The 24,720-nt window shown below is 70.6% G+C and carries 20 protein-coding genes; 5 read left to right on the top strand and 15 right to left on the bottom strand.

Annotated features, from left to right (window positions below; genetic code table 11):
- Positions 1-82 precede the first annotated feature (82 nt).
- From ACFY0U_RS30335 to ACFY0U_RS30325, 3 genes are read right to left on the bottom strand one after another with little or no spacing between them, the layout of a single operon-like run.
- Positions 83-1,099: an iron-containing redox enzyme family protein gene (locus ACFY0U_RS30335; RefSeq protein WP_388641237.1), complete on the bottom strand. Its 1,017-nt coding sequence runs from the start codon at positions 1,097-1,099 to the stop codon at positions 83-85.
- Positions 1,096-1,308 carry a CDGSH iron-sulfur domain-containing protein gene (locus tag ACFY0U_RS30330; RefSeq protein ID WP_388641236.1) on the bottom strand — a complete coding sequence of 71 codons (213 nt, stop codon included), beginning with the start codon at positions 1,306-1,308 and terminating at the stop codon, positions 1,096-1,098. The genes ACFY0U_RS30335 and ACFY0U_RS30330 overlap by 4 nt, the downstream gene beginning before the upstream one ends.
- Positions 1,289-1,969: a HemK2/MTQ2 family protein methyltransferase gene (locus ACFY0U_RS30325; protein ID WP_388641235.1), complete on the bottom strand. Its 681-nt coding sequence runs from the start codon at positions 1,967-1,969 to the stop codon at positions 1,289-1,291. Before ACFY0U_RS30325 ends, ACFY0U_RS30330 begins: the two co-directional genes overlap by 20 nt.
- A gap of 336 nt (positions 1,970-2,305) precedes the next feature.
- On the opposite strand from ACFY0U_RS30325, the gene ACFY0U_RS30320 reads away from it, so the two are divergent.
- Together ACFY0U_RS30320 and ACFY0U_RS30315 are read left to right on the top strand one after the other, a co-directional pair.
- Positions 2,306-3,835, top strand: coding sequence for an FAD-dependent oxidoreductase (locus tag ACFY0U_RS30320; protein ID WP_388641234.1), 1,530 nt, complete (start codon positions 2,306-2,308; stop codon positions 3,833-3,835).
- Between the two features lie 113 nt (positions 3,836-3,948).
- Complete coding sequence (locus ACFY0U_RS30315; protein WP_388641232.1) at positions 3,949-4,638, top strand: GAF and ANTAR domain-containing protein; 690 nt, start codon at positions 3,949-3,951, stop codon at positions 4,636-4,638.
- Between the two features lie 196 nt (positions 4,639-4,834).
- Here the strand turns inward: ACFY0U_RS30315 and ACFY0U_RS30310 are convergent, their stop codons facing one another.
- From ACFY0U_RS30310 to ACFY0U_RS30295, 4 genes are all read right to left on the bottom strand, one after another.
- Positions 4,835-5,185: a PRC-barrel domain containing protein gene (locus tag ACFY0U_RS30310; protein WP_388641230.1), complete on the bottom strand. Its 351-nt coding sequence runs from the start codon at positions 5,183-5,185 to the stop codon at positions 4,835-4,837.
- Between the two features lie 399 nt (positions 5,186-5,584).
- A complete protein-coding gene (locus ACFY0U_RS30305) occupies positions 5,585-6,352 on the bottom strand; it encodes an SDR family NAD(P)-dependent oxidoreductase (protein WP_388641228.1) in 768 nt (255 codons plus the stop codon).
- 30 nt (positions 6,353-6,382) lie between these two features.
- Positions 6,383-6,730: a cyclophilin-like fold protein gene (locus tag ACFY0U_RS30300; RefSeq protein WP_388641226.1), complete on the bottom strand. Its 348-nt coding sequence runs from the start codon at positions 6,728-6,730 to the stop codon at positions 6,383-6,385.
- Between the two features lie 275 nt (positions 6,731-7,005).
- Positions 7,006-7,671: an SDR family NAD(P)-dependent oxidoreductase gene (locus ACFY0U_RS30295; RefSeq protein ID WP_388641224.1), complete on the bottom strand. Its 666-nt coding sequence runs from the start codon at positions 7,669-7,671 to the stop codon at positions 7,006-7,008.
- A 196-nt stretch (positions 7,672-7,867) separates the two neighbouring features.
- Here ACFY0U_RS30295 and ACFY0U_RS30290 point away from each other — a divergent pair, with 196 nt between their 5' ends.
- A complete protein-coding gene (locus ACFY0U_RS30290; RefSeq protein WP_388641223.1) occupies positions 7,868-8,749 on the top strand; it encodes a helix-turn-helix domain-containing protein in 882 nt (293 codons plus the stop codon).
- Positions 8,750-8,906: 157 nt separating this feature from the next.
- Complete coding sequence (locus ACFY0U_RS30285) at positions 8,907-11,207, top strand: ATP-binding protein (protein WP_388641221.1); 2,301 nt, start codon at positions 8,907-8,909, stop codon at positions 11,205-11,207.
- Positions 11,208-11,277: 70 nt separating this feature from the next.
- Here the strand turns inward: ACFY0U_RS30285 and ACFY0U_RS30280 are convergent, their stop codons facing one another.
- The 3 genes from ACFY0U_RS30280 to ACFY0U_RS30270 all read right to left on the bottom strand — a co-directional run bounded on the left by ACFY0U_RS30280 (position 11,278) and on the right by ACFY0U_RS30270 (position 17,628).
- Positions 11,278-13,209 (bottom strand): pectinesterase family protein, encoded by a 1,932-nt coding sequence (locus ACFY0U_RS30280; RefSeq protein WP_388641219.1) that lies wholly within the window; start codon positions 13,207-13,209, stop codon positions 11,278-11,280.
- 205 nt (positions 13,210-13,414) lie between these two features.
- On the bottom strand, positions 13,415-16,777 hold the full coding sequence (locus tag ACFY0U_RS30275) for a discoidin domain-containing protein (protein WP_388641218.1): 3,363 nt from the start codon (positions 16,775-16,777) through the stop codon (positions 13,415-13,417).
- Positions 16,778-17,001: 224 nt separating this feature from the next.
- Positions 17,002-17,628, bottom strand: coding sequence for a TetR/AcrR family transcriptional regulator (locus tag ACFY0U_RS30270; RefSeq protein ID WP_388641216.1), 627 nt, complete (start codon positions 17,626-17,628; stop codon positions 17,002-17,004).
- Between the two features lie 50 nt (positions 17,629-17,678).
- On the opposite strand from ACFY0U_RS30270, the gene ACFY0U_RS30265 reads away from it, so the two are divergent.
- Positions 17,679-18,608, top strand: coding sequence for an NADP-dependent oxidoreductase (locus tag ACFY0U_RS30265; RefSeq protein ID WP_388641215.1), 930 nt, complete (start codon positions 17,679-17,681; stop codon positions 18,606-18,608).
- A 78-nt stretch (positions 18,609-18,686) separates the two neighbouring features.
- Here the strand turns inward: ACFY0U_RS30265 and ACFY0U_RS30260 are convergent, their stop codons facing one another.
- Genes ACFY0U_RS30260 through ACFY0U_RS30240 form a run of 5 tightly spaced genes read right to left on the bottom strand, consistent with a single transcriptional unit; the run spans position 18,687 to position 24,701 of the window.
- Positions 18,687-19,625 carry an aldo/keto reductase gene (locus ACFY0U_RS30260; RefSeq protein ID WP_388641214.1) on the bottom strand — a complete coding sequence of 313 codons (939 nt, stop codon included), beginning with the start codon at positions 19,623-19,625 and terminating at the stop codon, positions 18,687-18,689.
- Positions 19,626-19,644: 19 nt separating this feature from the next.
- Positions 19,645-20,868, bottom strand: coding sequence for an XdhC family protein (locus ACFY0U_RS30255; protein WP_388641212.1), 1,224 nt, complete (start codon positions 20,866-20,868; stop codon positions 19,645-19,647).
- A gap of 31 nt (positions 20,869-20,899) precedes the next feature.
- Entirely contained in the window at positions 20,900-23,110 is a 2,211-nt protein-coding gene (locus ACFY0U_RS30250) for a xanthine dehydrogenase family protein molybdopterin-binding subunit (protein ID WP_388641210.1), read from the bottom strand.
- Positions 23,107-24,084, bottom strand: a complete 978-nt coding sequence (locus ACFY0U_RS30245) for an FAD binding domain-containing protein (RefSeq protein ID WP_388641208.1) — start codon at positions 24,082-24,084, stop codon at positions 23,107-23,109. Before ACFY0U_RS30245 ends, ACFY0U_RS30250 begins: the two co-directional genes overlap by 4 nt.
- The gene (locus ACFY0U_RS30240) at positions 24,084-24,701 is read right to left on the bottom strand and encodes a (2Fe-2S)-binding protein (protein WP_388641206.1); all 618 of its coding nucleotides are present in this window, start codon (positions 24,699-24,701) and stop codon (positions 24,084-24,086) included. Before ACFY0U_RS30240 ends, ACFY0U_RS30245 begins: the two co-directional genes overlap by 1 nt.
- Positions 24,702-24,720 lie beyond the last annotated feature (19 nt).

The raw sequence follows: 24,720 nt of genomic DNA, 5'->3' as shown, positions 1-24,720 counted from the left end.
CCCATTTCTCGTGCCGAGATCACGGCGCAATCCCGCCGCCTCGCAGCCCACCCCACGGAGCCGCCCGGGTGCCGCCGGACGGTCACAACGGTGTGCGCAGTGAGGTGCGGCCGTCTCGCCAGGCGGTGAGGAGGTGGGTGCCGAGCCTGTTCTCGACCCATTCGGTGGCGTCGACGCCGAAGGCGATGTCCTCGTCGAGGGTGGGTTCGGACGCGAGGAGACCGCCGACGACCTCCCGGCGGACGATCTGCTCGTGGACCGCGTCGGCCTCGACGTGCTCGGCGTAGAAGTGGACGGCGGCAGGGCCCGCGCCGACGCGTTGCAGGCCCTGGGCGAGACGTCGTGAGCCGGGCGACGAGGTGGTCTCCACGGCTGCGAAGTGGCCCACCAGCGCTCCGCGCAACGCTCGGTGGAGTCCGAACAGGGACATGAGGTTGACGATCGTCAGCATTTCCGCGACGGCCGTGTCGACGTAGTGTCCGTAGGCGGTGTCCAGGTCGAGGTCCGCCATGAGGTCGGCGAACAGCCGGGCGTGGATGCGCTCGGGCCGTCCGGCGCCGAACTCGTCGTACTCCACTGCGACCATCGCGGCCTTCGCGCGGCCTGTCAGGCGCGGTATGACCCAGGCGTGCGGGTCGGCTTCCTTGAGGTGGTAGAGGGAGCGTTGGGCCGCGTACTCGCGGAACTGCCACAACTCTCCGCTTTCCTTGAGGAATTGGGAGGGCCCGTCGGGCTCGACGGGTTCCACGAGGAGTTCCGCCAGCGCGTCTTCCGCCGTTCGCGGCGGGCCGGCGTCGGTGCGGAGCGCGGACAGGAAGCGCTCTTCCATCTGTGCTCGCAGCCGCAGCAGAGCGGGCTCCCACTCCCATGCGGGGTCCACGCCGGCGAAGCCTTGGTAGTGCAGTTCGTAGCAGAGGTAGAGGGCCAGTTGCAGATCGTCCCCGTACGGGTCGGCGTGCGCCGCTGTCACCCGCTGCGGCAGTGGCGTCCCGGCGGGACGGGTCAGGGCCTGGAGGACCGTGCGGGAGAGTTCGCCTCTGCCGCGCGGCAGGACGGGGCCGGTGGTGTGGTCAGGGGCGGCGGGTGCGGTGGTGGTCATGCGGTCCGCCTCTTGTCCCGGGAACGGTGGCTGGTGTCGCACCAGGGGTAGGTCCGGCTGCGTCGGCAGACGCAGAGCGCGACGGTGAACCGGTCCGATCGCACGGTGCTCCCGTCGTCCAGTACGACCTCGACCGGTCCTTCGACGAGCATCGGCCCGTCGCTCGTCAGCGTGACGCGGCGTGATGGCTCAATGGGTCCGTTCGGCACGGATGATCACCAGCTCTTCCTTCTCCTCGTCGGCGTCGACCAGCCCCTGCTCGCGTAGCCAGGCCTCGCGCGAGCGGAGCACGGGGCCGAAGGGCACCAGTCGCCGGTCGGACACCCGGGCGGTGAGTCCGGACCGCTCCAGGGCGGCCAGGCTCGGCGCGATGCCGCACAGGGCCGAGTGCACGAGCAGCAGCACACCGCCGGGGCGCAGCGACATGTGCGCGCCACGGCATATCCGGTCCAGCAGGAGACGTCCGTCGGCACCGGCGTCCCACGCCACCGCGGCCTGGCGGCGACTCGGGACGGCTCCAGGGGTCGGGACGTAGGGCGGATTGCTCACGACGAGGTCGAACCGACGTCCGACGACCGGGCCGAACAGATCACCCTGGAGAACTTCGACGGGCAGGCCGGCCAGCCGGGCGTTGAGCCGGGTGGCCAGGACCGCCCGGTAGGTGGTGTCGACGGCGGTGACCTGCGCGCCACGCCGGGCCGCTGCCAGGGCGAGCGCCCCGGCCCCGCTTCCCACGTCGAGGACAGCGGCTCCCGCCGGCACGTGCTCCCGGTCCAGGGCCTGGGTCAGCAACTCGGTGTCCTGCTGTGGCGTGTACACCCGCCACGGGGCCAGCACCGAGCCGGCCTCGCTGTCGTTCCGCGCTGTCATACCGAGCACATCTCCACCTCGCAGCCCGCGCCCCGAGCGTGTCAACGGACGCACCCGTCGGGTGGCTCCATGCGCAGGGGCGCCTCACAGGCGAACCCTTGTGGGCACACCCGACCAATGCGTCGCTGCTTCGAGTGCCCTGCGGAACAGACCTCACACGACACAACGGACACTCCCGCGATCATCCAGGCCGCAGAATGCCGAGTGGCTCGTGGCTCGGGCAGCGCGCGACGGGTACGGGACGCGTCCCGCCGCTCCGGTGGGAAGGGGCGGCAGGGACTCGGCAGCAACAGGGTGGTTTCGCGTATCCCGTCGCCGTGGGGGAACCCGGCGGCCATGAGTACCAAGGCAGGAATCACGGGATCGTACTGGCTGGAGACCGCACCTCCCAGCGAGCCGTCCGCTCCCCCGCCGTCGCGTGATCTCTCCGTCGACGTCGCGGTGGTCGGTGGCGGCATCGCGGGGCTCAGTACGGCCTGGGAACTGACCCGGCAGGGTCGCGAGGTGGCCGTGCTGGAGGCCGGGCGGCTCGCCGCCGGGGTCACCGCCGGCACGACTGCCAAGCTGACCGCCCTGCACACGCTGGTCTACGACCATCTCCGTCGCACCCGCGGCCCCGAGGGCGCACGGTTGTACGCGCGCTCCCAGTCCGCCGCGATCCGGCACGCCGCCGAGCTGGTGGAGGAGCTGGGCATCGACTGCGAGTGGGAGGAGGCGGCGGCCTTCACGTATGCCGAGGACCCGCAGGGTGTGGCGCAGCTGCGGGCCGAGGCGGTCGCGGCGCGCGAGGCGGGTCTGCCGGCCGACTTCGTCACGGAGACCGACCTGCCCTTCCCGGTGGCCGGCGCGGTCCGGGTGACGGGCCAGGCCCAGTTCCACCCGCGGAAGTACCTGCTGGCGCTCGTGGACGACCTGCGCCGGCGCGGCGGTGCCGTGTACGAGGGCACCCGGGTCGTGGGCCTCAGCGAGGGCGAACCCTGCGTGCTGACGACCGATGCCGGGGTGTCGGTGCGGGCCGGCGAGGTCGTGGTCGCCACGCACTATCCCGTGTTCGACCGGGCCCTGCTCTTCGCGAGACTGTCTCCGAGGCGGGAGCTGGTGGTGGCCGGGACCGTCGACGAGGCCCTGGCCCCGCGCGGCATGTACATCACTCCTGAGCAGAACACCCGGTCGGTCCGCAGCGCGCCGTACGGCGACGGCAAGCGCCTGCTGATCGTCACCGGGGAGCACTTCACCCCCGGTGCCGCCGACGTGGAGGAGCGCTTCGCCCGGCTGTCCGCCTGGGCCGAGGACCGCTTCCCGGGCCTCACGCTCACCCATCGCTGGGCCACCCAGGACAACGACTCCACCGACTCCGTGCCGCTGATCGGACCGCTCCACGCCCGCAGCCGGCACACCTACGTGGCCACCGGGTTCGGCGGCTGGGGGCTGAGCGGCGGCATCATGGCGGGCGGCCTGCTCAGTGACCTCGTGCGCGGACGCGAGTGCGAGTGGAGCGGTCTCTACGATCCGCGCCGCCTGGCCTCCGTGGTCCGCGAAGGCGGGTCGTTCCTGAAGCATCAGGCTCACGTGGCCCGGCACTTCGTCGGCGACCGGTTGCCGACGCCGACGGGCCCGGCACCGGAGGACATCCCCCGCGGCGAAGGGGCCGTGGTTCGGAGCGGCGGCCGGCAATGCGCCGTGCACCGAGACGAGGACGGTCAGCTGCACGCGGTCTCGGCCCGCTGCACCCATCTCGGCTGCATCGTGGCCTTCAACCGCGCGGAACAGGCATGGGAATGCCCGTGCCACGGCTCCCGCTTCGCCCCGGACGGACAGATCCTCCAGGGGCCCGCGGTTCGGCCGTTGGAGAAGCGCGACATCTGACCGAACCACCCTCACGAACTTGCCCGGGGCGACTGTCCGTGCCTGCGCACCGGGAAGGTCGCGTGAAAAACTGGGGAGAACGCTTGTCCAAGCGATGCGAAGCGGAGGGCCACATGGACTGGAGCCGGTTCGCGCAGCAGATGGCGTCGATGGCGCGGGGCCTGCTGGCGCAGGAATCGGTCAACGCGACGCTCGAGCGGATCACCGCATCGGCCACCGAGCTGGTCGACGGCTGTGACGCAGCCGGCATCCTGGTCCTGCACGACACCAAGGTGGAGACCCTCGCCCCGACCCACCGGCTGGTCACCGACAACGACCTGCTTCAGCAGCAGCTGGGGGAAGGCCCGTGCTTCGACACCGCTCGCAGCACGCGGGGCGAGCGGGTCTTCCGCATCGCCGACCTCAGCGGCGAGAACCAGCGCTGGCCCACCTTCGCCCCGCAGGCCCACGCTCTCGGGGTGGGCAGCATGATGGGCTTCCTGCTGTTCACCGACGACGAAGACTTCGGCGCGCTGAATCTCTATTCCCGTAAACCCGGCGCGTTCACCGAGGCCAGCGAGGTGGCCGGCTGGCTGCTGGCGTCACATGCGGCGATCGCCTTCTCCAGCGCCCGCACCCATGCCCAGATGGAACACGCCGTCGCCACCCGCCACATGATCGGCGAGGCCATGGGCATCCTCATGGGCAGCCGCCATCTCACCGAGGACGAGGCGTTCGACGTGCTGCGCCGCTACTCCCAGGAGAACAACATCAAGCTCCGCGAGGTCGCCCGCCTCGTCTGCGAACAGGGCAGCCCGCCCTGATCCCTCCCCGGCGGCTCCCCCAGCTCTGTCTTGAACCAGAGGAGCCTGGACCGGACCAGCCCCCAAGGGGAACGTCGCTGAACCCAGCCTGCCTACCAAGTGCCCTGCTCGACTGGCCCGACACGTCAACAGGCACAGCGAAGGGCGGGCACCGGCAGAACGCCGGTGCCCGCCCCTGTGTGCCGCGGAGTTTCGGTCAGGCTCGGTGCTCTCCGTAATATCCACCGACCTGCTCGTGGTAGCCGGGATCACCGATGTGCTTGTCCTTGTCGAATTCGGGGGAGTTCTTGATCTCCTCCTTGGTGCGGCCGACGTGGACCGTCCGCTCCGCGATGTCGATGGACGAGATGACTCCGGCGGGGAGAAGAACCGTCTTGCCGAAGATCCACACTCCGGTGTCGACCACGATGAACGCGGCCCCGACGTCCTCCGAGTGCTTGTCGACCTTGCCGATCGAGCCGTCGCTCGCCTCGACCTTGAATCCGGTCAGGTCCGTCCCCGTCTGGTGACCCGACTCGGGCGGGTAACCCCACATGTTGTCCATCATACAAACCTCCCCTTATAGCGCGTGAATACCGAGGAAACCCCCGTCCGGTATTTCGGTGGGCGGCCCCTCGGCAGGGCGAGTGCCCGCCGTTTCCCGCCCCACACCATTTTCCATTTCGAATATCTCGGCATCAGGCGCCAGGAAGTACAAGAATCAACACAGTCGCGTCGATTCACGTTTCCGTCAGCGGCGGCGCAGAATCAGGACGACAGCGACGATGACAATGATGACGACGACAGTACCCAGACCTATGTACACGGCTTTCTCTTTCCTCCAGGGAGCGGCATCCATCGGTGCCGCAGAAGGCCGAGTGCCCCCGTCAATTGTTTTCAGCCCCGTTCGGGCGCGGCATGAGGTGTGGGAGCCGCCGTCCGTCGCGTGGCCACGGCTCCCACACCGTCATCGAGCGACGTAGCCGCCGTCGACGGGGAGGGCGACGCCTACGACGAAACCGGCTCCCGGACTGCACAGCCACAGGACCGCCTGGGCGATCTCCTCGGCCGTACCGAGGCGGTTGATGGGCTGGTTGGCCTCGGCCTCGGCGCGGTCGAGATCACCCTTGGCGATCATGTCGCTGACCATCGGGGTGTCGATGGTGCCGGGGCAGATGGCGTTGATACGGATGCCGCGCGGGGCGTACTCCAGGGCCGCGCTCGTGGTCAGGCCGATCACGCCGTGCTTGGAGGCGTGGTAGGAGGCTCGGCCGGGAAGGCCCACCAGGCCGCCGAGGGAGGAGCAGTTGACGATGGCCCCGCCGCCCTGGGCACGCATGTGCCGCAGCTCGTGCTTCATACAGGCCCACACACCACGCAGATTGATGGCGTTGACCCGGTCGAACCGCTCGGCGGGTTCCTCGGCGGCGTCGCTGGCCGGGATCTGGATGCCGGCGTTGTTGTAGGCGAAGTCCAGACGTCCGAAGGTCTCCACCGTGCGGTCGACCGCGGCCGCCACCTGGTCCTCGTCGCTGACGTCGCAGGTGAGGGCGAGTGCTCGGTGACCGGCGTCGGTGAGTTCCTTGACGGCCGCGTCCAGAGCGGCTTCGTCGATGTCGGTGAGGGCGACGGCGGCCCCCGACTCGGCGAAGGCCCGGGCGGTCGCCAGGCCCATGCCCGAGCCGGCGCCGGTGACGAGGGCGACCTGGCCGGTGAAGTCGTAGGTGGGGTTCACGTGCGTTTCTCCCGTCGAGAGTGAGCCACGTCAGGAGGCGGTTTCGATGGTGACCTTGGTGGCGGTGGCGAGGCGTTCGGTGTCGCCGTTCATGTGGCCGAGGATGATCAGGCCGGCGTCGCGGGAGCCGCTGCCTCGGTAGTAGAGCGCCAGGTTGCCCCAGGGCGCGTAGTACGCCAGGTCACCGGGCTTGGCTTCGGCGGCGTCCGGGGCGCCGGAGGTGGACAGCCGACGCGGCAGGTCAGCGATCTTCTCGGTCTCGTGGAAGTCGCTCAGGTCCAGCGTGAGCGGGAGCAGGGCGGCGAAGTCGCGGGCCGTGGCGCTGTCGTTCAGGGTGGCGTCGACCCGGTGGCCGTCGATGGTGAGCCGGAGGTTCATGGCGGTGCCCTTGTCCTCGGAGGGTGAGGCTGGTGCCGTCGCCGTCGCCGTCGCCGTCGCCGTCGGCGTTCGCTGTGAAGCGGAAGCGGAAGCGGACGCGGACGCGGACGCGGACGCGGACGCGGACGCGGACGCGGACGCGGACGGCGCGGAAGACGGGGACGGGGACGGGGACGTCTCATCGGTACAGGCGGTGACCGCCAGCAGTAAGGCGGCCGGTACGGTGCGTGCAAGAGTGGAACGCGTGGTCATGCTCACGGCACCCTCCGGGGGCGTCAGTCGGGCAGGGGCTCGGCGTAGTGGCGGAAGCCGTCGCGCTTGAGGTGGATGTCGTACAGGCGGGCGGCCAGCACCTCAGGGCTGCTGTGCTCGGCGTCGGGGCGGATGGCTCCCGGGATGATCAGCTGGGCGGCGTGGATGTTCTCCGGGGCGAGCGCGTCGTGGAGCATGCGGGCGTAGGCGCTCTCGGCGGCGAAGGCGACCGAGGTGCCGGCGACCTTGGGGTTGGGGCGTACGGCGCTGCCGCCGTTGACGAACAGCAGCGTGCCGTGGCCGAGTTCGCGCATGCCGGGCAGGACGGCGTTCACCGCGGTGACCGGGCCCTTGACGGAGAAGGCGAGCGGCGCTGAGAGATCGTCGGCGGTCGTCTCCAGGACCGGCTTCATGAAATCGGCGCGAGGGACGGGGCTGTACTGCAGGATCTCGATGGGCCCCAGGGCGGCCGCCGCCGCGTACAGGGCCGCGTCCAGTGACTCGATGTCGAGGACGTCGGCGGTGAAGCCCTGCGCCCGGATGCCGTCGCGGGCCAGCTCGGCGGTCAGTGCGTCCAGCTTCTCGGCGTTGCGGGAGATGAGGGCGACGGTGTGTCCGGCGGTGCCGAAGCGGCGGGCGGTGGCGAGCCCGAGGCCGGGGCCGGCACCGATGAGTGCGAAGGTCGTCATGGGGAGTCCTTGTGGGTGGAAGGGCTTCGCTCGGGCTTGCGGGGACATGGCCGGTCCGGCGCTCGGGATCGCCGCGCAGGCCGCTCGATGTCGAGCCTCACACGCCGGGGCAAGAGCCAAAAGTGGAGAAGGACATCCGGGGAGGGAGCCATCCTGGGTCAAAACTCTCCCTCCTTCCTCAGTTGCGATCGATGCCATGCTGAACGGCATGACCGGCAATGTTCCCCTCAACGAGCTGGGAGAGTTCCTCAAGAAGCGCCGCGCCGAGCTGAGCCCGCGCACTGTCGGCCTGCCCGACAACGGCGGCCCCCGCCGGGTCGCCGGGCTGCGCCGCGAAGAGGTCGCCCAGCTCGCCAGCATCAGCACCGACTACTACACGCGTCTCGAGCAGGGCCGTATGCAGGCGTCCGCGCCCGTGCTGGACACGCTCGCCCGAGTGCTCCATCTCGACGACGACGAACGCGGCTATCTCTTCCAGCTCGCCGGCAAGACCACCACGCGCGCCCGCAGCCGGGGGCGGCAGAAGGTCCAGCCGCAGTTGCAGCGGGTCCTGGACGATCTCACCGCCACCCCGGCCATCGTGCAGGGCCGGCGCGGGGACATCCTGGCCTGGAACGCATTGGCCGCCGCCCTGGTCACCGATTTCTCCCGGATCCCCGAGAGGCACCGCAACTACCCGCGGATCAGCTTCACGGATCCGGCCATGCGCACGCTGTACGCGGACTGGGAGACCTCCGCGCGGCTCGCCGTGGCGCAGTTGCGGATGGAAGCCGCGCAGTATCCGGAGGACCCCCGCCTCATCGAGCTGGTCGGTGAACTGTCCCTGCGTGACAAGCAGTTCGCCCAGTGGTGGGGCGACCACCGGGTCGCTGCCCGCACGGTGGGCACGAAGACGCTCAACCACCCGGTGGTCGGCGAACTCGTCCTGGACTGGGACACCTTGACCGCCAACACCGACCCGGACCAGCACCTCACCGTCTGGACGGCCGCACCCGGTTCCCCCACCCACGAGCGGTTGCGCATTCTCGCCTCCTGGGCCGCCGACCAGAATCTGCCGGCCTCTCCCTCGGTCGCCTGACCACGGAGACCGTGTCTGTCGCCGGGCAGACAGCCCGACCTGCCGGTGGATATAGGAAGATTTAACCCTTTCATTCGGCTTTGACCTTTCTTTGTGGAACAAGCGTGAATGTTGCGTAATCATCCCAAGAGGCTTCCTTGAAGGGTGTTTTGTCGGGATGACATATATGACCGCCGGTTCGGCGAATCTGCCCGCAGCGTTCACGAGTTTCGTCGGGCGGCGGCATGAGGTCGCGGAGATCCGCCGTCTGCTGGGCGCGGAGCGGCTGTTGACGCTCACCGGTGTGGGCGGCGTGGGCAAGACGCGGCTCGCGCTGGCGGCGGCCGCCGACTTGGTGAAGGCCTTCCCGGACGGGGTGTGGCTGGTGGACCTGGCCCCGACGCACGGCCCCTCGGCCGTGGCGGCCACCGTGGCGGGTGCGCTGCGGATGCCGGATCTCGGCTCCCGTCCCGTCATCGACCAGCTCACCGCCTACCTGGCACGGCAGCGGACACTACTGATCCTGGACAACTGCGAGCACCTGATCGCCGCTTGTGCCGAACTTGCCCAGACGCTTCTGTCCGCCGCACCGGAGCTGCGCATCCTGGCGACGAGTCGTCACACACTCGGCGTGACCGGCGAACATGTCCTGGCCGTTCAGCCACTGCCGCCGGACGAGGCGGCCGAACTGCTGCGGGACCGGGCCACGGCCGTGCGCCCGGGATTCGCCGTCGGCCCGGCGAACAGCGCTGAAGTCCTGCGGCTCTGCGCCGACCTGGACGGACTGCCGCTGGCGATCGAACTGGCCGCCTCCCGGCTGCGGAGCTTCACCGTCGAACAGTTGGCGGACCGGCTCGAGGACAGGTTCGCGTTGCTGACCGGGGGCAGCCGGACCGCACCGCGCCACCAGCGCACCCTGCGCGGAATGATCGAGTGGAGCTACGAGCTGTGCTGCCCGACAGAGCGGCTGCTGTGGAGCCGGCTGTCCGTCTTCACAGGTGGTTTCACCCTGGAGGCGGCCGAGGCGGTCTGCGCCGGCGAGGGCATCGCCCGGCGCGAGGTACCGGATCTGCTCGATCGGCTGGTCGCCCAGTCCGTCGTCCTGACCTGTGAGGTGGAGGGCCTGCCGCGCTATCGGATGCTGGAACTCGTCCGGCACTACGGCAGGGAACGGCTCACGGACTCCGGGGAACAGCACCAACTGGGCGTGCGGCATCAGGACTTCTTCCTCGGCGTGGCCGAGCGCGCCAACCGGGACTGGTACGGTCCCGGCCAGGTGGAGAGCCTGGCCATGCTCCGTGCCGACCACACCAACCTGCTGGCCGCACTGGAGTGGGACGCCGATCCTCGGATCCGGCTCCGGCTGGTATCGGCGCTCAACTTCCACTGGTGCGTGGGAGGTTTCCTCAGTGAGGGGCGCCGCCGCTTCGAACAGGCACTGGCGGCCGGCCCCGAGCCCACGTCCGAGCGCGCCTGGGCACTGCTCGGCGCGACCTGGGTGGCGCAGAACCAGGGCGACCTCACGACGGCCGACCGCTGGATGGACGAGGCGGAGCACCTGGGCGAGGTGCTGGACGACACGGCGGTCCGGACCACGGCGTCGGGGCTTCGCGGGGTCTCGGCGCATTACCGGGGACGACCGGAGGAGAGCCTCGGCCGCTACGAGGAGGCGCTGGCCGTGATGACGGCACTCGGCGACGAGCGCGAGGCCACCTCCTGGCTGCTCGCTCTGGCCTGCGGGCAGGCCTACGCCGGTGATCCCCGCGCACCCCTGACCAGCGCCCGGCTGATCGCCTCCAGCGAGGCGAGCGGCGAGCGATGGGGCCGTGGGCAGGTGCTCATGGCTCTGGGTCACGGCGCCTGGGACCGGGGCGACCGGGAGGCGGCCGAGGCGCTGACCAGGTCCGCGCTGGAGTGCATGCGGGGCTTCAACGACTACGCGATGGTCGCGCGGATGCTGGAACTGCTCGCCTGGGCCACCGCCGCTGGCGGCGCACCTGCCCGGGCGGCCGGACTGCTGGGCTCGGCGGACGCCCTGTGGCGCGATGCCGGCACGTCGATCGCCGCGTTCGGTCCGCAGATGGCCGGACATCACCTGAGCTGCGAGGAGGCGGCCGTCGCGGCTTTGGGCCGTGCGGCCTACGCCGCGGCGTTCACGGCGGGCGGCCTGCACGGCACCCCCGACCGGGCCGTCGGCTTCGCCCTGGCCGCCGGGGAGGGTTCCGGCGCGGACACGGTCGCCGCAGTCGGCGGCGGCGCCCCCGCGGTCGGCTCGAACGACGCCGACTGCCCGCTGTCCCGCCGGGAGCGGCAGGTCGCGTCGCTGGTGGCCAAAGGGTTGAGCAACCGGCAGATCGCCGCCGAGCTGGTGCTGTCACCGCGTACGGCCGACCGCCATGTCGAGAACATCCTCGGCAAACTCGGCTTCCGCTCACGGGCGTCGGTCGCGGCCTGGTGGGCGGAGAAGCAGGCGTCGTAGGAGCCGTACGGGAGGGGCCCGGAACGTCCGGGCCCCTCCCGCTCCAGGTGTCACGGCTTGTGTGGTGCGGTCACTCCGAGTGGAAGACCGGGCCCCAGCCGTCGGTGCCGGCCAGGTACTTCGCGGCGGTGTAGTCGGTGGCCTCGGAGTCGGACATCTGCGGGGCGTTCGCGCCCACGCCCGCGCCGGGGCCGGTGTTCTGGTACTCCTTGAAACGGGCCTGCGTCCAGGAGTAGTCGGTGGTCATGTCGGTCCACGGGTGCGCGGCGGTGACACCGGAGTTGATCGTGGTGTTGCGGATCACCGCCTGCGGGGAGGCGGTCGCGGTGTTGTGCCAGGGCCGGCCCAGGTACATCGTGTTGGCCGGCACCCCGTTGGTGTAGATGGTGCTGTGGGTGATGAGGATGCCGTACTTCTTGCTCTCGTCGGTGTTCGGAGCCAGCACCGTGCCGCCGACCCAGTTGCGCATGGCGATGTTGCAGCCGTCGAACACCGCGGTCGCGTTGCCGAAGATGAAGTCGATGTTCCCCTCGATGTAACTGCCGACGAAATACTGCCGGTTCTGGTCGGTGGGGACGGGTGACTTCGCCAGGACGGTGTCCTGGCTGCTGATGATGCGGTCCTGGGTGTAGATCTGCCGGTCGCCCTCGGCAGCCAGCGCTACGGCCTGCGTCTCGTACGGGCTGATCTCCGGGTGGGCCTTGGGATCGAAGGTGTTCTGGATGGTGAGGTTGGCGACGGTGACGTCGTGGGCCTTGATGGTGGCCACGGCGCTGCCCTCGGTGCCGTAGGGCGTGCCGTCGGGCTTGAGCATCCCGTGCGCCCGGTCGCCGGTGATGACGACGTCGGCGGCGTTGCCGCTGGCGCCCCGGATCATCAGGTAGGGCTTGCTGGACGGCACGGTGATCGTCTCGTTGTAGGTGCCCGGCTCGATGGAGATCGTGTACGCGCCCCCGTCGGTGGGCAGTGCGTCGATCGCGCCCTGCACGGTGTCGTAGTCGCCGGAGCCGTCGGAGGCGACCACCAGGGTGTCGCTGTTCGCGAGGTGCCGCCTGCTGGAGTATCCGGGGTAGCCGTTGGCGACCATCATGATGCGGGCGTAGTCGCGGGCGAGGTTGAGCGAGAGCTCGACGATGTCACCGAAGCCGTTGCGGAACCAGCCCGTCAGCGGGATGGGCGTCTGGTCGCTGCCCGCGAGCTGGACCTGCCGCAGCCGCTCGCTGAGCTGGCCCCAGTCGGTCTCCTGATCGACGAGATGCGGGTCGAGCCGCGTCTCCACGGCGTACGAGTCGGTGCCGGTGGAGCTGAACCCCTGCTGGGCGATCGTGTCCTGGATGCCGCGGAACCTGGCGGCCTCGGAGACGAACTGGGCGAAGTACACCAGCGCCGCGGCCATCGCCACGTCGTTGCTGGACTTCCACAGGCTCATGGCGTGGGCCTCGGTGGCGATCCTGCTGAACACCATGGTCGTACGGTCGACCTGGCCCTCGCGTTCGAGGGAGCCGTAGTCCGACCCCGCGAGCAGCTGCAGCGCGTCGCTTGCCTGGGCGCCCGGTATCCGGGCCTCCGACGACGGACCGATGTAGCGGTAGCGGCCGGTGCTGTCGTACCAGCCGACCAGGTACAGGTCGCTCGTGCGGAACCGCAGACGGAGCTCGTGTCCGTCCTCGGTGTAGATGACGGCCTCGGTGGCGCCGACGGAGTTGGGGTTGGTGTGGTCGATCAGGTCGGTGGTGCCCTCGACCGTGTTGTCGACGTCCTGGGCCTCGAAGTCGACGTTCTCGCGGAGCTGGGCGAGGAACGACAGGTAGTTGGCGGTGGTGGCGCCGTTCTCCGTGTCGAGCCGCAGGATCGGGGTGCCGGGCGCCGCCATGGCGGGCTGGGCGGTGATCAGGGCACCGCCCAGCGCTCCGGCCAGGAGGGCTGCGGACGTCACCGCGGCGACGAGGGCCAAGACCCATCTGGGTCTGCTGCGGGCGGGGTCCGGGAGCGTGGTGGTCATCGGACCCCCTGCGTGTCATGGGCAGCCATGGGACTCTTTGCTTTCCTTCGGTGTTCCGAGAGGAAGCGCCCTCTAGGCAGAGAGCGCTTTCTCCACGAGACACGTGATGGGTGGGAACACAAAGAATTTCGTGATCATGCGAGGGTCGGCATGCGTGGAACTACCCATTCCGCTACCCAGGACGAGACGGGCGTCGGCCGGCGGGCTACCGGACGAGGATCTCGGCGAGCTGGAGGCGGTACTTGCCCGACTCGTCCGAGGCGGGTGTGCCCAACCTGGTGGTCCGCAGGCGCAGGTAGCGGCCGGTGGCTGAGGTGAGCGTGTAGGTCTGGGCCGCTCCTGCCGGATTCGCCTGCCCGGTGACCGTGCGGGCGGTGGTGTACGACGTGCCGCCGTCGGCCCGGGTCTGGAAGGTGAAGTCGGCCGGGAAGCCCGCCGAGCCGCCACCGGCCCCACTCGTGTCCGTGCGCGGGTAGAGGGTGACGGAGCCGATCGCGCGGTCGGTGCCGAGGTCGATCTCGATCCAGACCGGCGTGCGGCTGACGTCGGCGGACGGGAAGTCGATGCTGGTGAAGCCCTTGGCGCCGGTCACGCTGGTGGTGGTGCCGTCCAGGACCCGTGTCTTGCCCCAGTCGCCGTTCTCCAGGGTGTAGGCGGCGGTGACGGTGGTCGCGGCGGTGGGGACGGTGAGTTCGGCGAGCTGAAGGCGGTACTTGGTGGTCTCGTCGGAGGCGGGGCTGCCGAGCCGTGTGGCCTGAAGGCGGACGTAGCGGGCGGTGGTCGTCCTGAAGCCGTACGTCTGGACGAGGCCGCCCGGGTTCGGCTGGCCCGTGACGGTGCGGACCGTGGTGTAGGACGTGCCGCCGTCCGGGCGGGTCTGGAGCGTGAAGTCGACCGGGAAGCCCGCGGTGCCGCCGCCCGCCGCCGCAGTGTCGGTGCGCGGGAAGAGGCGTACGGCGTCCAGGTCGGTGTCGGCCCCGAGGTCGACCTCGACCCAGACCGGGTTCGCGGACACGTCGGCGGACGTGAACTCGTTGCTGGTGTACCCCTTCGCCCCGCTCACGCTGGTGAGCCGGCCGTCGGTGAGCCGGCTCCTCCCCCAGTCGCCGTTCTCCAGGCTGTTGTTGCCGGTGACCGGCCTGCCCAGGGCGAGGTCGTCGAGGCGGCCCGTGCCGGTGGCCGTGAAGGTCCGGGTGCCCGGCTGCACGGTGAAGTAGACGTAGGAGGCGTCCTTTCCGTCGTAGGCCACACCGCTGACGCTGCCGGTGGCGGCGCCGTTGGCGTAGACGGTGGTGCCGCCCACGGCGATGACCGGCTGCGAGCCGCCGTAGATGGGCACGCCGACCCGGGCCGTGGTCCCGCTCGGCGAGGTGAGCGTGAGGGTGGCCTTGGTGCCGTCGCGTGTGATGCCGAAGCGGATGTCGCCCTGGACGGTGGGCACAACGGTGTCGATCTTCGCGAGGGTGCCGGTCTGCGGGACGATCTCGTACGTCGTCCAGCCGGGCCTGGTGGGACGGACCCCGGCGGCGTACGCGGACAGCGCGTACAGCGGGCCGCCGTTCCAGGCGTGGTTGTCGGTGCCCGCGGCCTTGTCCCACACCTCCCACAGGGTGTGGCAGTCGGGGTCGGCGACCTGGGCGGCGAAGCGGTTGCGCATCCGCTCCTCGGCGACGGTGGCCGCGCCCATGAGGTACAGCGCTTCCAGGACGTAGAACTCCATGTAGGGGCTGGCGTTGAGGTGGGTGCGCAGCACCTCGGTGACCGGCCGGAAGCGGGCGGCGGGGGCCAGTCCGGCGACCACCGCGAGGGCGTTGCCGCGGTCGTCGGTGTCGCCGTTGTAGCCGGGTGAGCGGTACTCGTTCCTGGACGCGTTCCACAGCACGCGGTCGAAGTTGGACTTGATGCTGTCGCGCCGGGACTGCCAGCCGGCCACGTCACCGCCGTTGCCGCTGAGGTCGGCGAGCTTGGCGGCGGTGTCCAGGGCCAGGTAGTACCAGGAGTTGTCCAGGAGGCGGGCATCGATGTTGGAGCCCCAGTCCTCCCAGTCCCAGTCGCCTCTGCGGTGGTTGACCAGGCCGTCGGCGTCCAGGGTCCAGAGATTGAGGTACCGCTTCACCGCCGGGTAGGCGACGGTGACGGCGCTCGCGTCGCCTGTGTAGAGGTAGTACGTCCAGAACGACCACACCGAGGCGAGCATCTGCACGGGCAGTTCGGCGGTCCAGATCGTCGTCGGGACCGGCGAGTACAGGGCCCCGCTGTCCTTCTGCCAGGCGGCGAGCTGGGCGATGGCCTTCTTGCCGAGAGCGTGGGAGCGGGTGTCGAAGGTGTACAAGCCCTCCTTGAGCTGGTTGACCACATCGCCCCACCACTGGGCGCGTTCGCGGGTCGGGCAATCCATGTAGTTGTCCCGCATGTTGACGTACATGGTGCGGGCGGCCTTGGTCCACAGGGTGTCGAGGAAGGCGTCGTTGCTGCTGAAGGAGCCGGTGAAGTCGGTGTCGTAGCCGGACTCGCGGTACTTCAGGTCCAGGATGCTCACGCCCGCCGGGATCGTGTACTTGACCGCCGTGCCGCTCATCCAGGCAAGCGGCTCGAACTCCTGGACGCCGCCGGTGCAGACGTAGGTGGCGCGCACGTTGTACTGCGTGCCCGGCTCGATCCCGGTCAGGCCCGCGCCGTCGTCGTAGTGGTCGGTCTGGATGCCGATCACCGCCCCGGCCGGGGCGTCCACCTTCAGGAACGGGGTCACCTGGATGTTGGACGGCAGGGTGGCCGAGATCGCGGTGGCGCCCTGGCCGGTGGAGGGCAGCGAGGAGGCGTTGGCGTAGGACTTCAGACCGGAGTAGCGGAACTGCGGGATGGGCCGCTGGACGAGGGCGTTCCAGGGCGCGGCGCCGGCGGCACCGAAGTCGGTCGGCGCCGTCCAGGCACCGTCGTTGAAGCCGGGCGAGCGCCAGCCCGAGACGACGGCGGCGGCTCGGGCGTCGTAGAAGATGTTCGACTCGGGGAGCCGGAAGTTGACCTGTGTACCGCTGGTGTTGTTCGAGTAGCCCGGGTGGACGGTGTGCTTCCAACTGGTGTCGCTGACCAGCCGGGTGGTGGTCGAGCCGGTGGTGATGTCGGACTGGAACAGCAGCCCGCCACTGCCGCTGCTGTTGTGCGAGAAGCCCTGCTTGCCGAAGTACCACACCAGCAGGGCGACGGTGTTGGAGCCACTGGTGAGGTACGGGGCGAGGTCGACCTCGTCGTAGTAGGTGTCCGTGCGGTTCGGGCCGCGCTTGAGGCCGCCGTCGAAGACGACCATGGTGCCGTTCACCCACAGCCAGTACTTCGAGTCGGCCGCGATCTGGGTCACGGCCTTCGAGGGCGCGGAGCCGAGGGTGAACGATCTGCGGAAGGCCACCCACTGGTTCGTCGAACTCGACGGAGCCCAGATCCACTTCGCCGTCCATGAGACAGCGGCGGACGCCTCGGGCGCGAGGCCCGGCAGCGTCAGGGAGCCCAGAGTGGGAACGAGGGCCACGGCTATGGCCGAGCGCAGGGCGGAGCGGCGGGTGAGGAGGGGCATCGTGGGCTCCTGGGGAGGTGCGGTGAGCGGGGGGAGCGGGGAGGGTAGCGAGGGGTTTATGAATCGTTTCAATCGCGTTGTTGCAGCGGTGATCCTTGGGCCTGGCGCACCGGGGCGTCAATCCCCGTGCAGGAGGCATCCGAGGTGAGGGTGATCCTGCTGCGCGTAGGAACGATCTCGCCCTTCCGGCGGTCAAGTACGCGTGGTAAGCGGCACCGTGGCCGCTAGGTCACCGCCGTCAGGGGCAGTCGGACCGCCGGGGGCAGGGGCGGGGCGGCCGGCTCGGCCCGCAGGCCCTGAAGCAGCACCGCGGCGAAGCGACGTGAGGCGGCCACCGTGGTGACGGTGGAGGTGGCCCGGATGCCGCCGTTGGCCATGAGCATCATGATCAGGTCGTCCAGGACGAAGTCCGGTCGCAGAGCGCCCGCGGCCTTGGCCCGGCGGACGAGCTCCACGAGCTTGCGCAGTGCCAGCTCCCGGTCCGCGGCGAGGTCCACCGCACGCGGGAAAGCCGAGGCGAGCGCCGCGGTGAAGCCCCGGTCCCGTGCCTGCAGTTCACACGCCTTCTCGATGACCAGGCAGAAGCCACGCCAAGGGTCCGGATCGGCCAGTCCCTCGTCGACGAGGGCGGTGCAGACGGTCATCTGCTCACCGAAGGCCTCGGCGACCAGCGCCTCCTTGGTCGGGAAGTGCCGGTAGAGGGTCGCGGGGCCGACCTCGGCACGCCGAGCGATCTCACGCATCGCCACCTCCAGCCCCTGCTCGGCGAACGTCGTGCGGGCCACGGCGAGGATGCGCTCCCGGTTGTCCCGGGCATCGGAGCGCCGGGAGTGAGGCAAAGGGTTCGTCACCGCTCTCACTTTAGGGAAACGGACGGGGTGTTCCGTTAGCGTCCGAGGTCATGAGAGCACTGACCTTCTCCGAGTACGGCCCGACAAGCGTCCTCGAGATCGCCGACGTACCGGCGCCACACGCGGGGCCGGGCCAGATCCGGGTGGCCGTCCGGGCTTCGGGCGTTGCCCCCGCGGACTGTTCCCACCGTTCGGGCCGCCTGCGCGGCATCATGCCGGTGCCGCTGCCCCATGTGCTCGGCGTGGATGCCGCGGGGGTGGTCGACGAGGTCGGCGCCGGGGTCACCGGTGTCCGGCCGGGCGATGCCGTCTTCGGCATCGTCGACCTCGCGGTGCTGGGCGGTGGAAACGCCGAGTACGCCGTCCTGGCGACTTGGGCGCCGAAGCCGGACGCGCTGAGCTGGGAGCAGGCCGGTGGCGCGGCCGCGAACGTGGAGACGGCCGCGCGCACCCTCGACCTGTTGAAGGTCACCGCTGGCACCACCCTGCTGATCGAGGGCGCCGCCGGCGGGGTCGGCACGGTGGCCGTCCAGCTCGCGGTGGCCCGCGGCGCGACCGTCATCGGTACGGCCGGCGCGCACAACCACGAGTTCGTCGCGGGGCTGGGAGCGATACCGACCACCTACGGCCCCGGGCTCGGCGATCGGGTTTCCGCCCTCGCACCGGACGGTGTCGACGCCGTCCTGGACTGCGCCGGATCCGGTTCGCTGCCCGACCTGGTGGACCTCGCCGGAAGCCCGGACCGGGTGGTGACCATCGCCGACCTCGACGCCGCGAAGTACGGAGTCCACCTGTCGGCCTCGGCGGGTCCCGGAGGGGATCCGCAGGCGGTCGAAGGGCTGGCCGAGGCCGCCGCTCTCGCCGAGCAGGGCCTCTTCACCGTGCCCCTCGCGGCCACCTTTCCCCTGGAGGACGCCGCCGAGGCACACCGGCTGAGCGAGACCGGCCATGCCCGGGGGAAGATCGTCCTCACCCTCTGAGTCGACGGAGCGCTCCGGGCGGCGTCCGCCCTGATGAGAGGCTCGGTCGGCGGGCCGGCCGGACTCTGCGGGTGGCGGTCACATGCCTCGTGCGCCGATGGCGCCGTCGGGGGCGATCTCGTCGATGCGGGCCACGTCGTCAGCGGTCAGCTTCAGATCGGCGGCCGCGATGTTCTGCGCGACCCGCTCGGGGTTGCGGGAGCCGGGGATCGGGACGATGTAGTCCTTCTTCGCCAGCAGCCAGGCCAGGGCAAGCTGGGAGAGGCTGACGCCCTTGCTCTCCGCGACCTTGGTGAGCTCGTTGACCAGGGAGACGTTCTGGTCGAAGTTCTCCGGAGCCCACCAGGGGATCATGTTGCGGATGTCGCTCGGGTCGTAGTGCTCGCGGGACTGGACGGCGCCGCTGAGGAAACCGCGGGCCAGCGGGGAGTAGGCGACGAGTCCGATACCGAGCTCCTCCAGGACCGGGAAGAACTGCTCGGAGTCGTGGGCGAAGACCGAGTACTCGTGCTGGAGGACCGAGATCGGGTGCACCGCGTGGGCGCGGCGGATCGCGTCGGCATCCGTGTTGGACAGGCCGAGGTACTTGACCTTTCCGGCGTCGACGAACTCCTTCATCACGCCGACCACTTCCTCGATCGGGACCTCGGGGTCGGGGCCGTGCTGGTAGAGCACGTCGATCACGTCGGTGTTCAGGTTGCGGAGGCTGTTGTCGACGACCTCACGGATGTGGTCCGGCTTCGAGTTGGGCGCGAAGGTCGGGGTGAGGCCGAACTTGGTCGCGATGGTCACCTCGTCGCGGATGGGCGCGAGGGCGTGGCCGAGCAGCTTCTCGCCCTCTCCCCAGCCGTACATCTCGGCGGTGTCGAAGTGGTTCACGCCCAGCTCGTGGGCGCGGCGGATGGCGGTGATCGATCCGGTGTCGTCCGAGGGGCCGTAGGCGAAGGCGGTGCCCATCGCGCCGTAGCTGATCTCGGAGACGGTCAGGCCCTGGCGGCCCAGATTGCGCTGCTGCATGGAGTTGCTCCCAATAGGTTCAAACCAAACGGTTCGGTTCGAGCATACACACGTCCACCGCCTCTGCCAAACCGAACGGTTCGGTGCGGCGGTCTGGGCGTGCGGCTCCGGCGCGGGCGTCGTCGTGGTGGATGGGTATCCCGGTCGAGAGCGACGTACCGGACCCTCCGTGGGTGAGGGCCACGATCTCCGCCGTGATCGACAGCGCGGTCTCCTGGGGTGTCCTGCCCCCGAGGTCCAGGCCGATCGGTGACTTGAGCCGCCCCAGCTCCGCCTCGGTCAGCCCCGCCTCACGGAGCAGGTCCGTGCGCTGGAGGTGGGTGCGCCAGGAGCCCATGGCGCCGACGTACGCAACCGGCAGCCGCAGGGCCCGGGTCAGCAAGGGGACGTCGAACTTCGGGTCATGGGTCAGGACGCAGACGACGGCGCGCCGGTCGAGCCGCTGGGTGTCGAGGTAGCGGTGCGGCCAGTCGACGACGACCTCGTCGGCGTACGGGAAGCGTCGCGCGGTGGCGAAGGTGGGCCGTGCGTCGCAGACCGTGACCCGGTAGCCGAGGAACGCCCCGGCCTGCGCGAGCGCCGCGGCGTGGTCGATCGCGCCGAAGACGAGCATGCGGGGAGCGGGCAGGGCGCACTCCACCAGCAGCGTCAGCGGGCCGGCGCCGCTGGTGTGCGGGCCGACCTTCACCGTCCTGGTGCCTCCCGCCTCCAGGGCGGCGCGTGCCTGGGCCAGCGCCTCCCGGTCGAGTCCGGAGTCACCGAGGCTTCCGAGGTGGCTGCCGTCGTCGCGTACGGTCAGGACCTGCCCGAGCAGTTGCCCGGGGCCCTCGACGACCGTGACCAGGGCGATGGCCCGGCCCTCGGCGGCGTCCGCCAACGCGGCGCGCAGTTGCGGGCGTTGCGCGGCGTCGATGCGCTGGACGAGGACGTCGAGTTCGCCTCCGCAGGTGAGCCCGACCGCGAACGCGTCGTCGTCGCTGTAGCCGAAGCTGTGCACCGCCGCGCCGAACCCGGCGTCATCGGCCAGCAGTTCGGTGCACAGTGCGTGGACGCTGCCTTCGACGCAGCCGCCCGAGATGCTGCCGAGGGCGGTACCGTCCCGGTCGACGGCGAGCGTCGCGCCGGGTGGGCGCGGTGCGCTGCCGCGTACGGCCGTGACGGTGGCCACGGCGAGGGGCACGCCCTCGCCCTCGCCCTCGGCCTCGTCGAGGCGCTTCAGTAGTTCCTTGCCCAGTTCGAGCATGAGTGTCGTTCCTGACAGGCGTGTTGAGAGGTCAGCCCAGGAGTTTGTCGAGGGTGATGGGCAGGTCGCGGACGCGGATGCCGGTGGCGTTGTGGACGGCGTTGCCGATGGCCGCAGCCGCGCCGACCGAAGGAAGTTCGCCCAGGCCGCGGGCGCCGAGCTCGCTGACGACCGGGTCGGGCCGGTCGAGGTAGTGGACGTCCAGGTCGGGGATGTCGGCGTTGACGGGCACCAGGTAGTCGGCGAGGTTCCCGGCGGCGAAGCGCCCGGACTCCTCCATGGGGTTGGCCTCCAGCAGGGCGTGTCCGATGCCGAAGATGACCGCGCCGGAGATCTGGCTGCGGGTGGTCCGCGCGCTCATGATGCGGCCGGCGTCGATGACCGTCGTGAACCGGGTGACGCGCGGTTCGCCGGTGAGACGGTGCACCTTCACCTCGCAGAAGTGCGCGCCGAAGCTGTTCAGGGCGTACTGGTCGGGCGGCGGGGGCGCCGACGAGGCTGCCGTGGCCTGGACCCGGGGCAGGCCCATGGCCTGGAGCAGGCGCCGGAAGGTGACGGAGCGTCCGCCGCCGCTGATCCGTCCGTCGCTGTAGGTCACGTCGTCCTTGTCCAGGCCGTGGAAGGGCGAGCGCTCGTTCCCCACCGCCTGGTCGATGAGGGCGGTGACGGCCGCGCGGGCCGCCGCCTGTACGGCGGGCACGGAGCTGGCGGTCGCCAGGGAGCCGGCGGCCATCGCTCCCGCGGGCAGCGCGGAGTCGCCCAGGTCCGCCGTGACCCGTTGCAGCGGGATGCCCAGGGCATCGGCGGCGGTGACGGCGATGACGGTGCGCGCCCCGGTGCCGAGATCGGCGGTGGCGGTACCCACGGTGGCGGTGCCGTCGGCCTCGAAGCCGACCCGGGCCTGGGCGGGGATACGGCCGCCCCCGTAGATGGCGGTGGCCATGCCCATGCCGATCAGCCAGTCGCCCTCACGGCGCGAGCGCGGCCGGGGGCTGCGGCGCGACCAGCCGAACCGCTCGGCCCCAACCCGATAGCACTCGTCCAAGTGCTTGCCGGACCAGCGCAGCCCGGTGCCGGGGACGGTGACGGCGTAGTTCTTGCGCCGCAGCTCCAGCGGGTCCATACCGAGCTTGTCGGCAAGTTCGTCCATCGCCGTCTCCACGGCGAAGGCGCCGGGTGACTCGCCGGGGCCGCGCATCGCGCAGACCGGCGGGACGTCGAGTTCGACGAGACGCTGGTCGATCGCGAGGTTCTCCGTCTTGTACAGCAGGGTCGAGGTGCCCTGGGCGGGGAGCATGGGCCATGCGCTGACGGCGGGATCCTCCGCGTCCGACTCGTGCGCGACCACCTTCAACGTGCCGTCGGCCGAGGCGCCGAGCCGCACCCGCTGGGTGAGGGCCGAGCGGTGACCGGTGAGGACGAAGACCTGCTCGCGGGTGAGGACCAGCTTCACCGGCCGCTTGAGGTCCCGGGCCGCGGCGGCCGCGAGCACCGGCTCACTCCAGGTGGGCGCCTTGCTGCCGAATCCGCCGCCGACGTAGGGGTTGACGACCCGTACCCGGTCCGGCTCGACGCCGATGCGGGCGGCGATGCTCTGGGCGTGGATCAGCGGGGCCTGGGTGCCGGTGTGGATGGTCAGGTGCCCTTCGTGCCAGATGGCGAGGGCGGCGTGCGGCTCCATCGCGGCATGGCTCTGCGCGGGCTGGGTCACGGTCGTGGTCACGGTGACGTCGGAGGAGCGCAGGGCGTCCTCGATCGAGTCGACCCCGGAGGCCAGCACGGTCGACCTGGCCGGGCCCCCGCGGTCCGAGGGCGGCGCCGTGGTGCCCGGTGACTCGGCCGACAGGGAGGTCCGCGGCTCCTGTGCGTCGTAGGTGGCGGTGACGAGACCGGCGGCGTAACGGGCCTGCTCGAAGGTCTCGGCGACCACCAGGCCGATGATCTGGCCGCGGTAGCGGACTCTGGTGTCCTGGAGCGGGGCGTAGTTCTCGACGATGGGGCCGCCGGCCGGCGCGTAGAGCTTGAGGGGGTTGAACGGCGTGTACACGGCGACGACACCGGGGGCCTTGGCCGCCGCGGTGGTGTCCATGGCGCGCACGGCGCCCTTGCCGATCGTGGCCTGTACGAGATAGCCGTACGCCTTGCCCCGCGCCTGGTAGTCGGCGGCGTACCTGGCCCGTCCGGTGACCTTGGGCCGGGCGTCGACGCGGTCGAGGTCGCGGCCCACGGGAGACAGCGTCATCGGGCACCTCCGAGCTCGGTCAGGGCGCGCTGCACGGTCCGGCGCACCAGGGTGGTCTTGTAGGCGTTGTGGGTCAGTGGGCGGGCTCCGTCGTCGGCGAGCGCCGCCGCTTCCTCGAACGTGGCGGCCGTGCGGGGGCGGCCGGCCAGGGCGCGTTCCACCGCCGGCAGCCGCCAGGGGCGGGTGCCGACACCGCCGACCGCGACACGGGCCTCGACGACGGTGTCCCCGTCCAGGCGCAGGGCCACGGCGGCCGAGGCGAGGGCGAACTCGTACGACTGCCGGTCACGGATCTTCAGGTACGACGAGCGCCGCGCCCAGGCCAGCGGGGGCACGGTCACCCCGGTGATCAGCTCAGCGGGCTTGAGGGCGTTCTCGATGTGCGGGGTGCTGCCCGGCAGCCGGTAGAACTCCCGTAGGGGGATGGTGCGTTCGCCGTCCGGGCCGCGCAGGCTCAGGACCGCGTCCAGGGCCATCAGGGCGACGGCCAGGTCGCTGGGGTGCGTGGCGACGCAGGAGTCGCTGGTGCCGAGGATCGCGTGGATGCGGTTCTCGCCGTCGAGGGCCGAACAGCCGCTGCCCGGTTCGCGTTTGTTGCAGGGTGTGGTCACATCGCGGAAGTAGCCGCAGCGGGTGCGTTGCAGCAGATTGCCGCCGATGCTCGCCATGTTGCGCAGCTGGGGGGAGGCGCTGAGGTCGAGCGCCTGGCTGATGACGGGGTAGTGGGTGCGGACCAGGGGGTGCGCGGCCACGTCACCCATGCGCTCCAGCGCGCCGATGCGCAGTCCGCGCTCGTCACGGGAAATGCCGTGCAGCGGAAGGCGGTTGATGTCGACGACCCGGCGCGGGGCCAGCACGCCGAGCTTCATCAGGTCGACCAGGGTCGTGCCGCCGGCGAGATAGGCGCTGGTGCCGCTCGACCGGTCCAGTGCGGAGCGCACGCTGGTGGGTGCGGTGAATCCGAAGGTGCGCATCAGCTCATCGCCTTCTTGCCGTCCTGCACGGCCCGCACGATGTTCGGGTAGGCGCTGCACCGGCAGATGTTGCCGGACATGTGCTCCCGGATCTCGTCGTCGGTGTGCGCGCGGCCCTCCTCGACCAGCGCCACGGCCGACATGATCTGTCCCGAGGTGCAGAAGCCGCACTGGAATCCGTCGCAGTCGACGAACGCCTGCTGCATCGGATGCAACCGGTCGGCGGCGGGCTCCAGGCCCTCGATGGTGGTGACCTCGCTCCCGTCGGCGGCCGCCGCCAGCGTGAGACAGGACAGCACCCTGCGGCCGTCCACATGGACCGTGCAGGCACCGCACTGGCCTCGGTCGCAGCCCTTCTTGGTGCCGGTCAGTTCCAGGCGCTCGCGCAGGGTGTCCAGGAGTGTGGCGCGGGGGTCCAGGTGCAGGGTCTGCGCGCTGCCGTTCACCTTCAGGCGCACGGTCAGCATCCCGTCCGGCGCGGAATCGGCGGGCGTCGAGCCCTGGGCCACCCCCACGGCTCCGACGCCGACGGCCCCCACGGCGGCGGTGCCGCCGAGGAAGCCGCGACGGGAGAACCGGGAGCCGGTCTGCCTGTGTTGTCCGGTGGATTCCTGCATGAGCGCTCCTGGGTGCCTC

Source organism: Streptomyces sp. NPDC001536 (genome assembly GCF_042894505.1).
Classification (GTDB): Bacteria; Actinomycetota; Actinomycetes; order Streptomycetales; family Streptomycetaceae; genus Streptomyces.
This window is presented reverse-complemented; position numbering and strand designations above follow the sequence as displayed.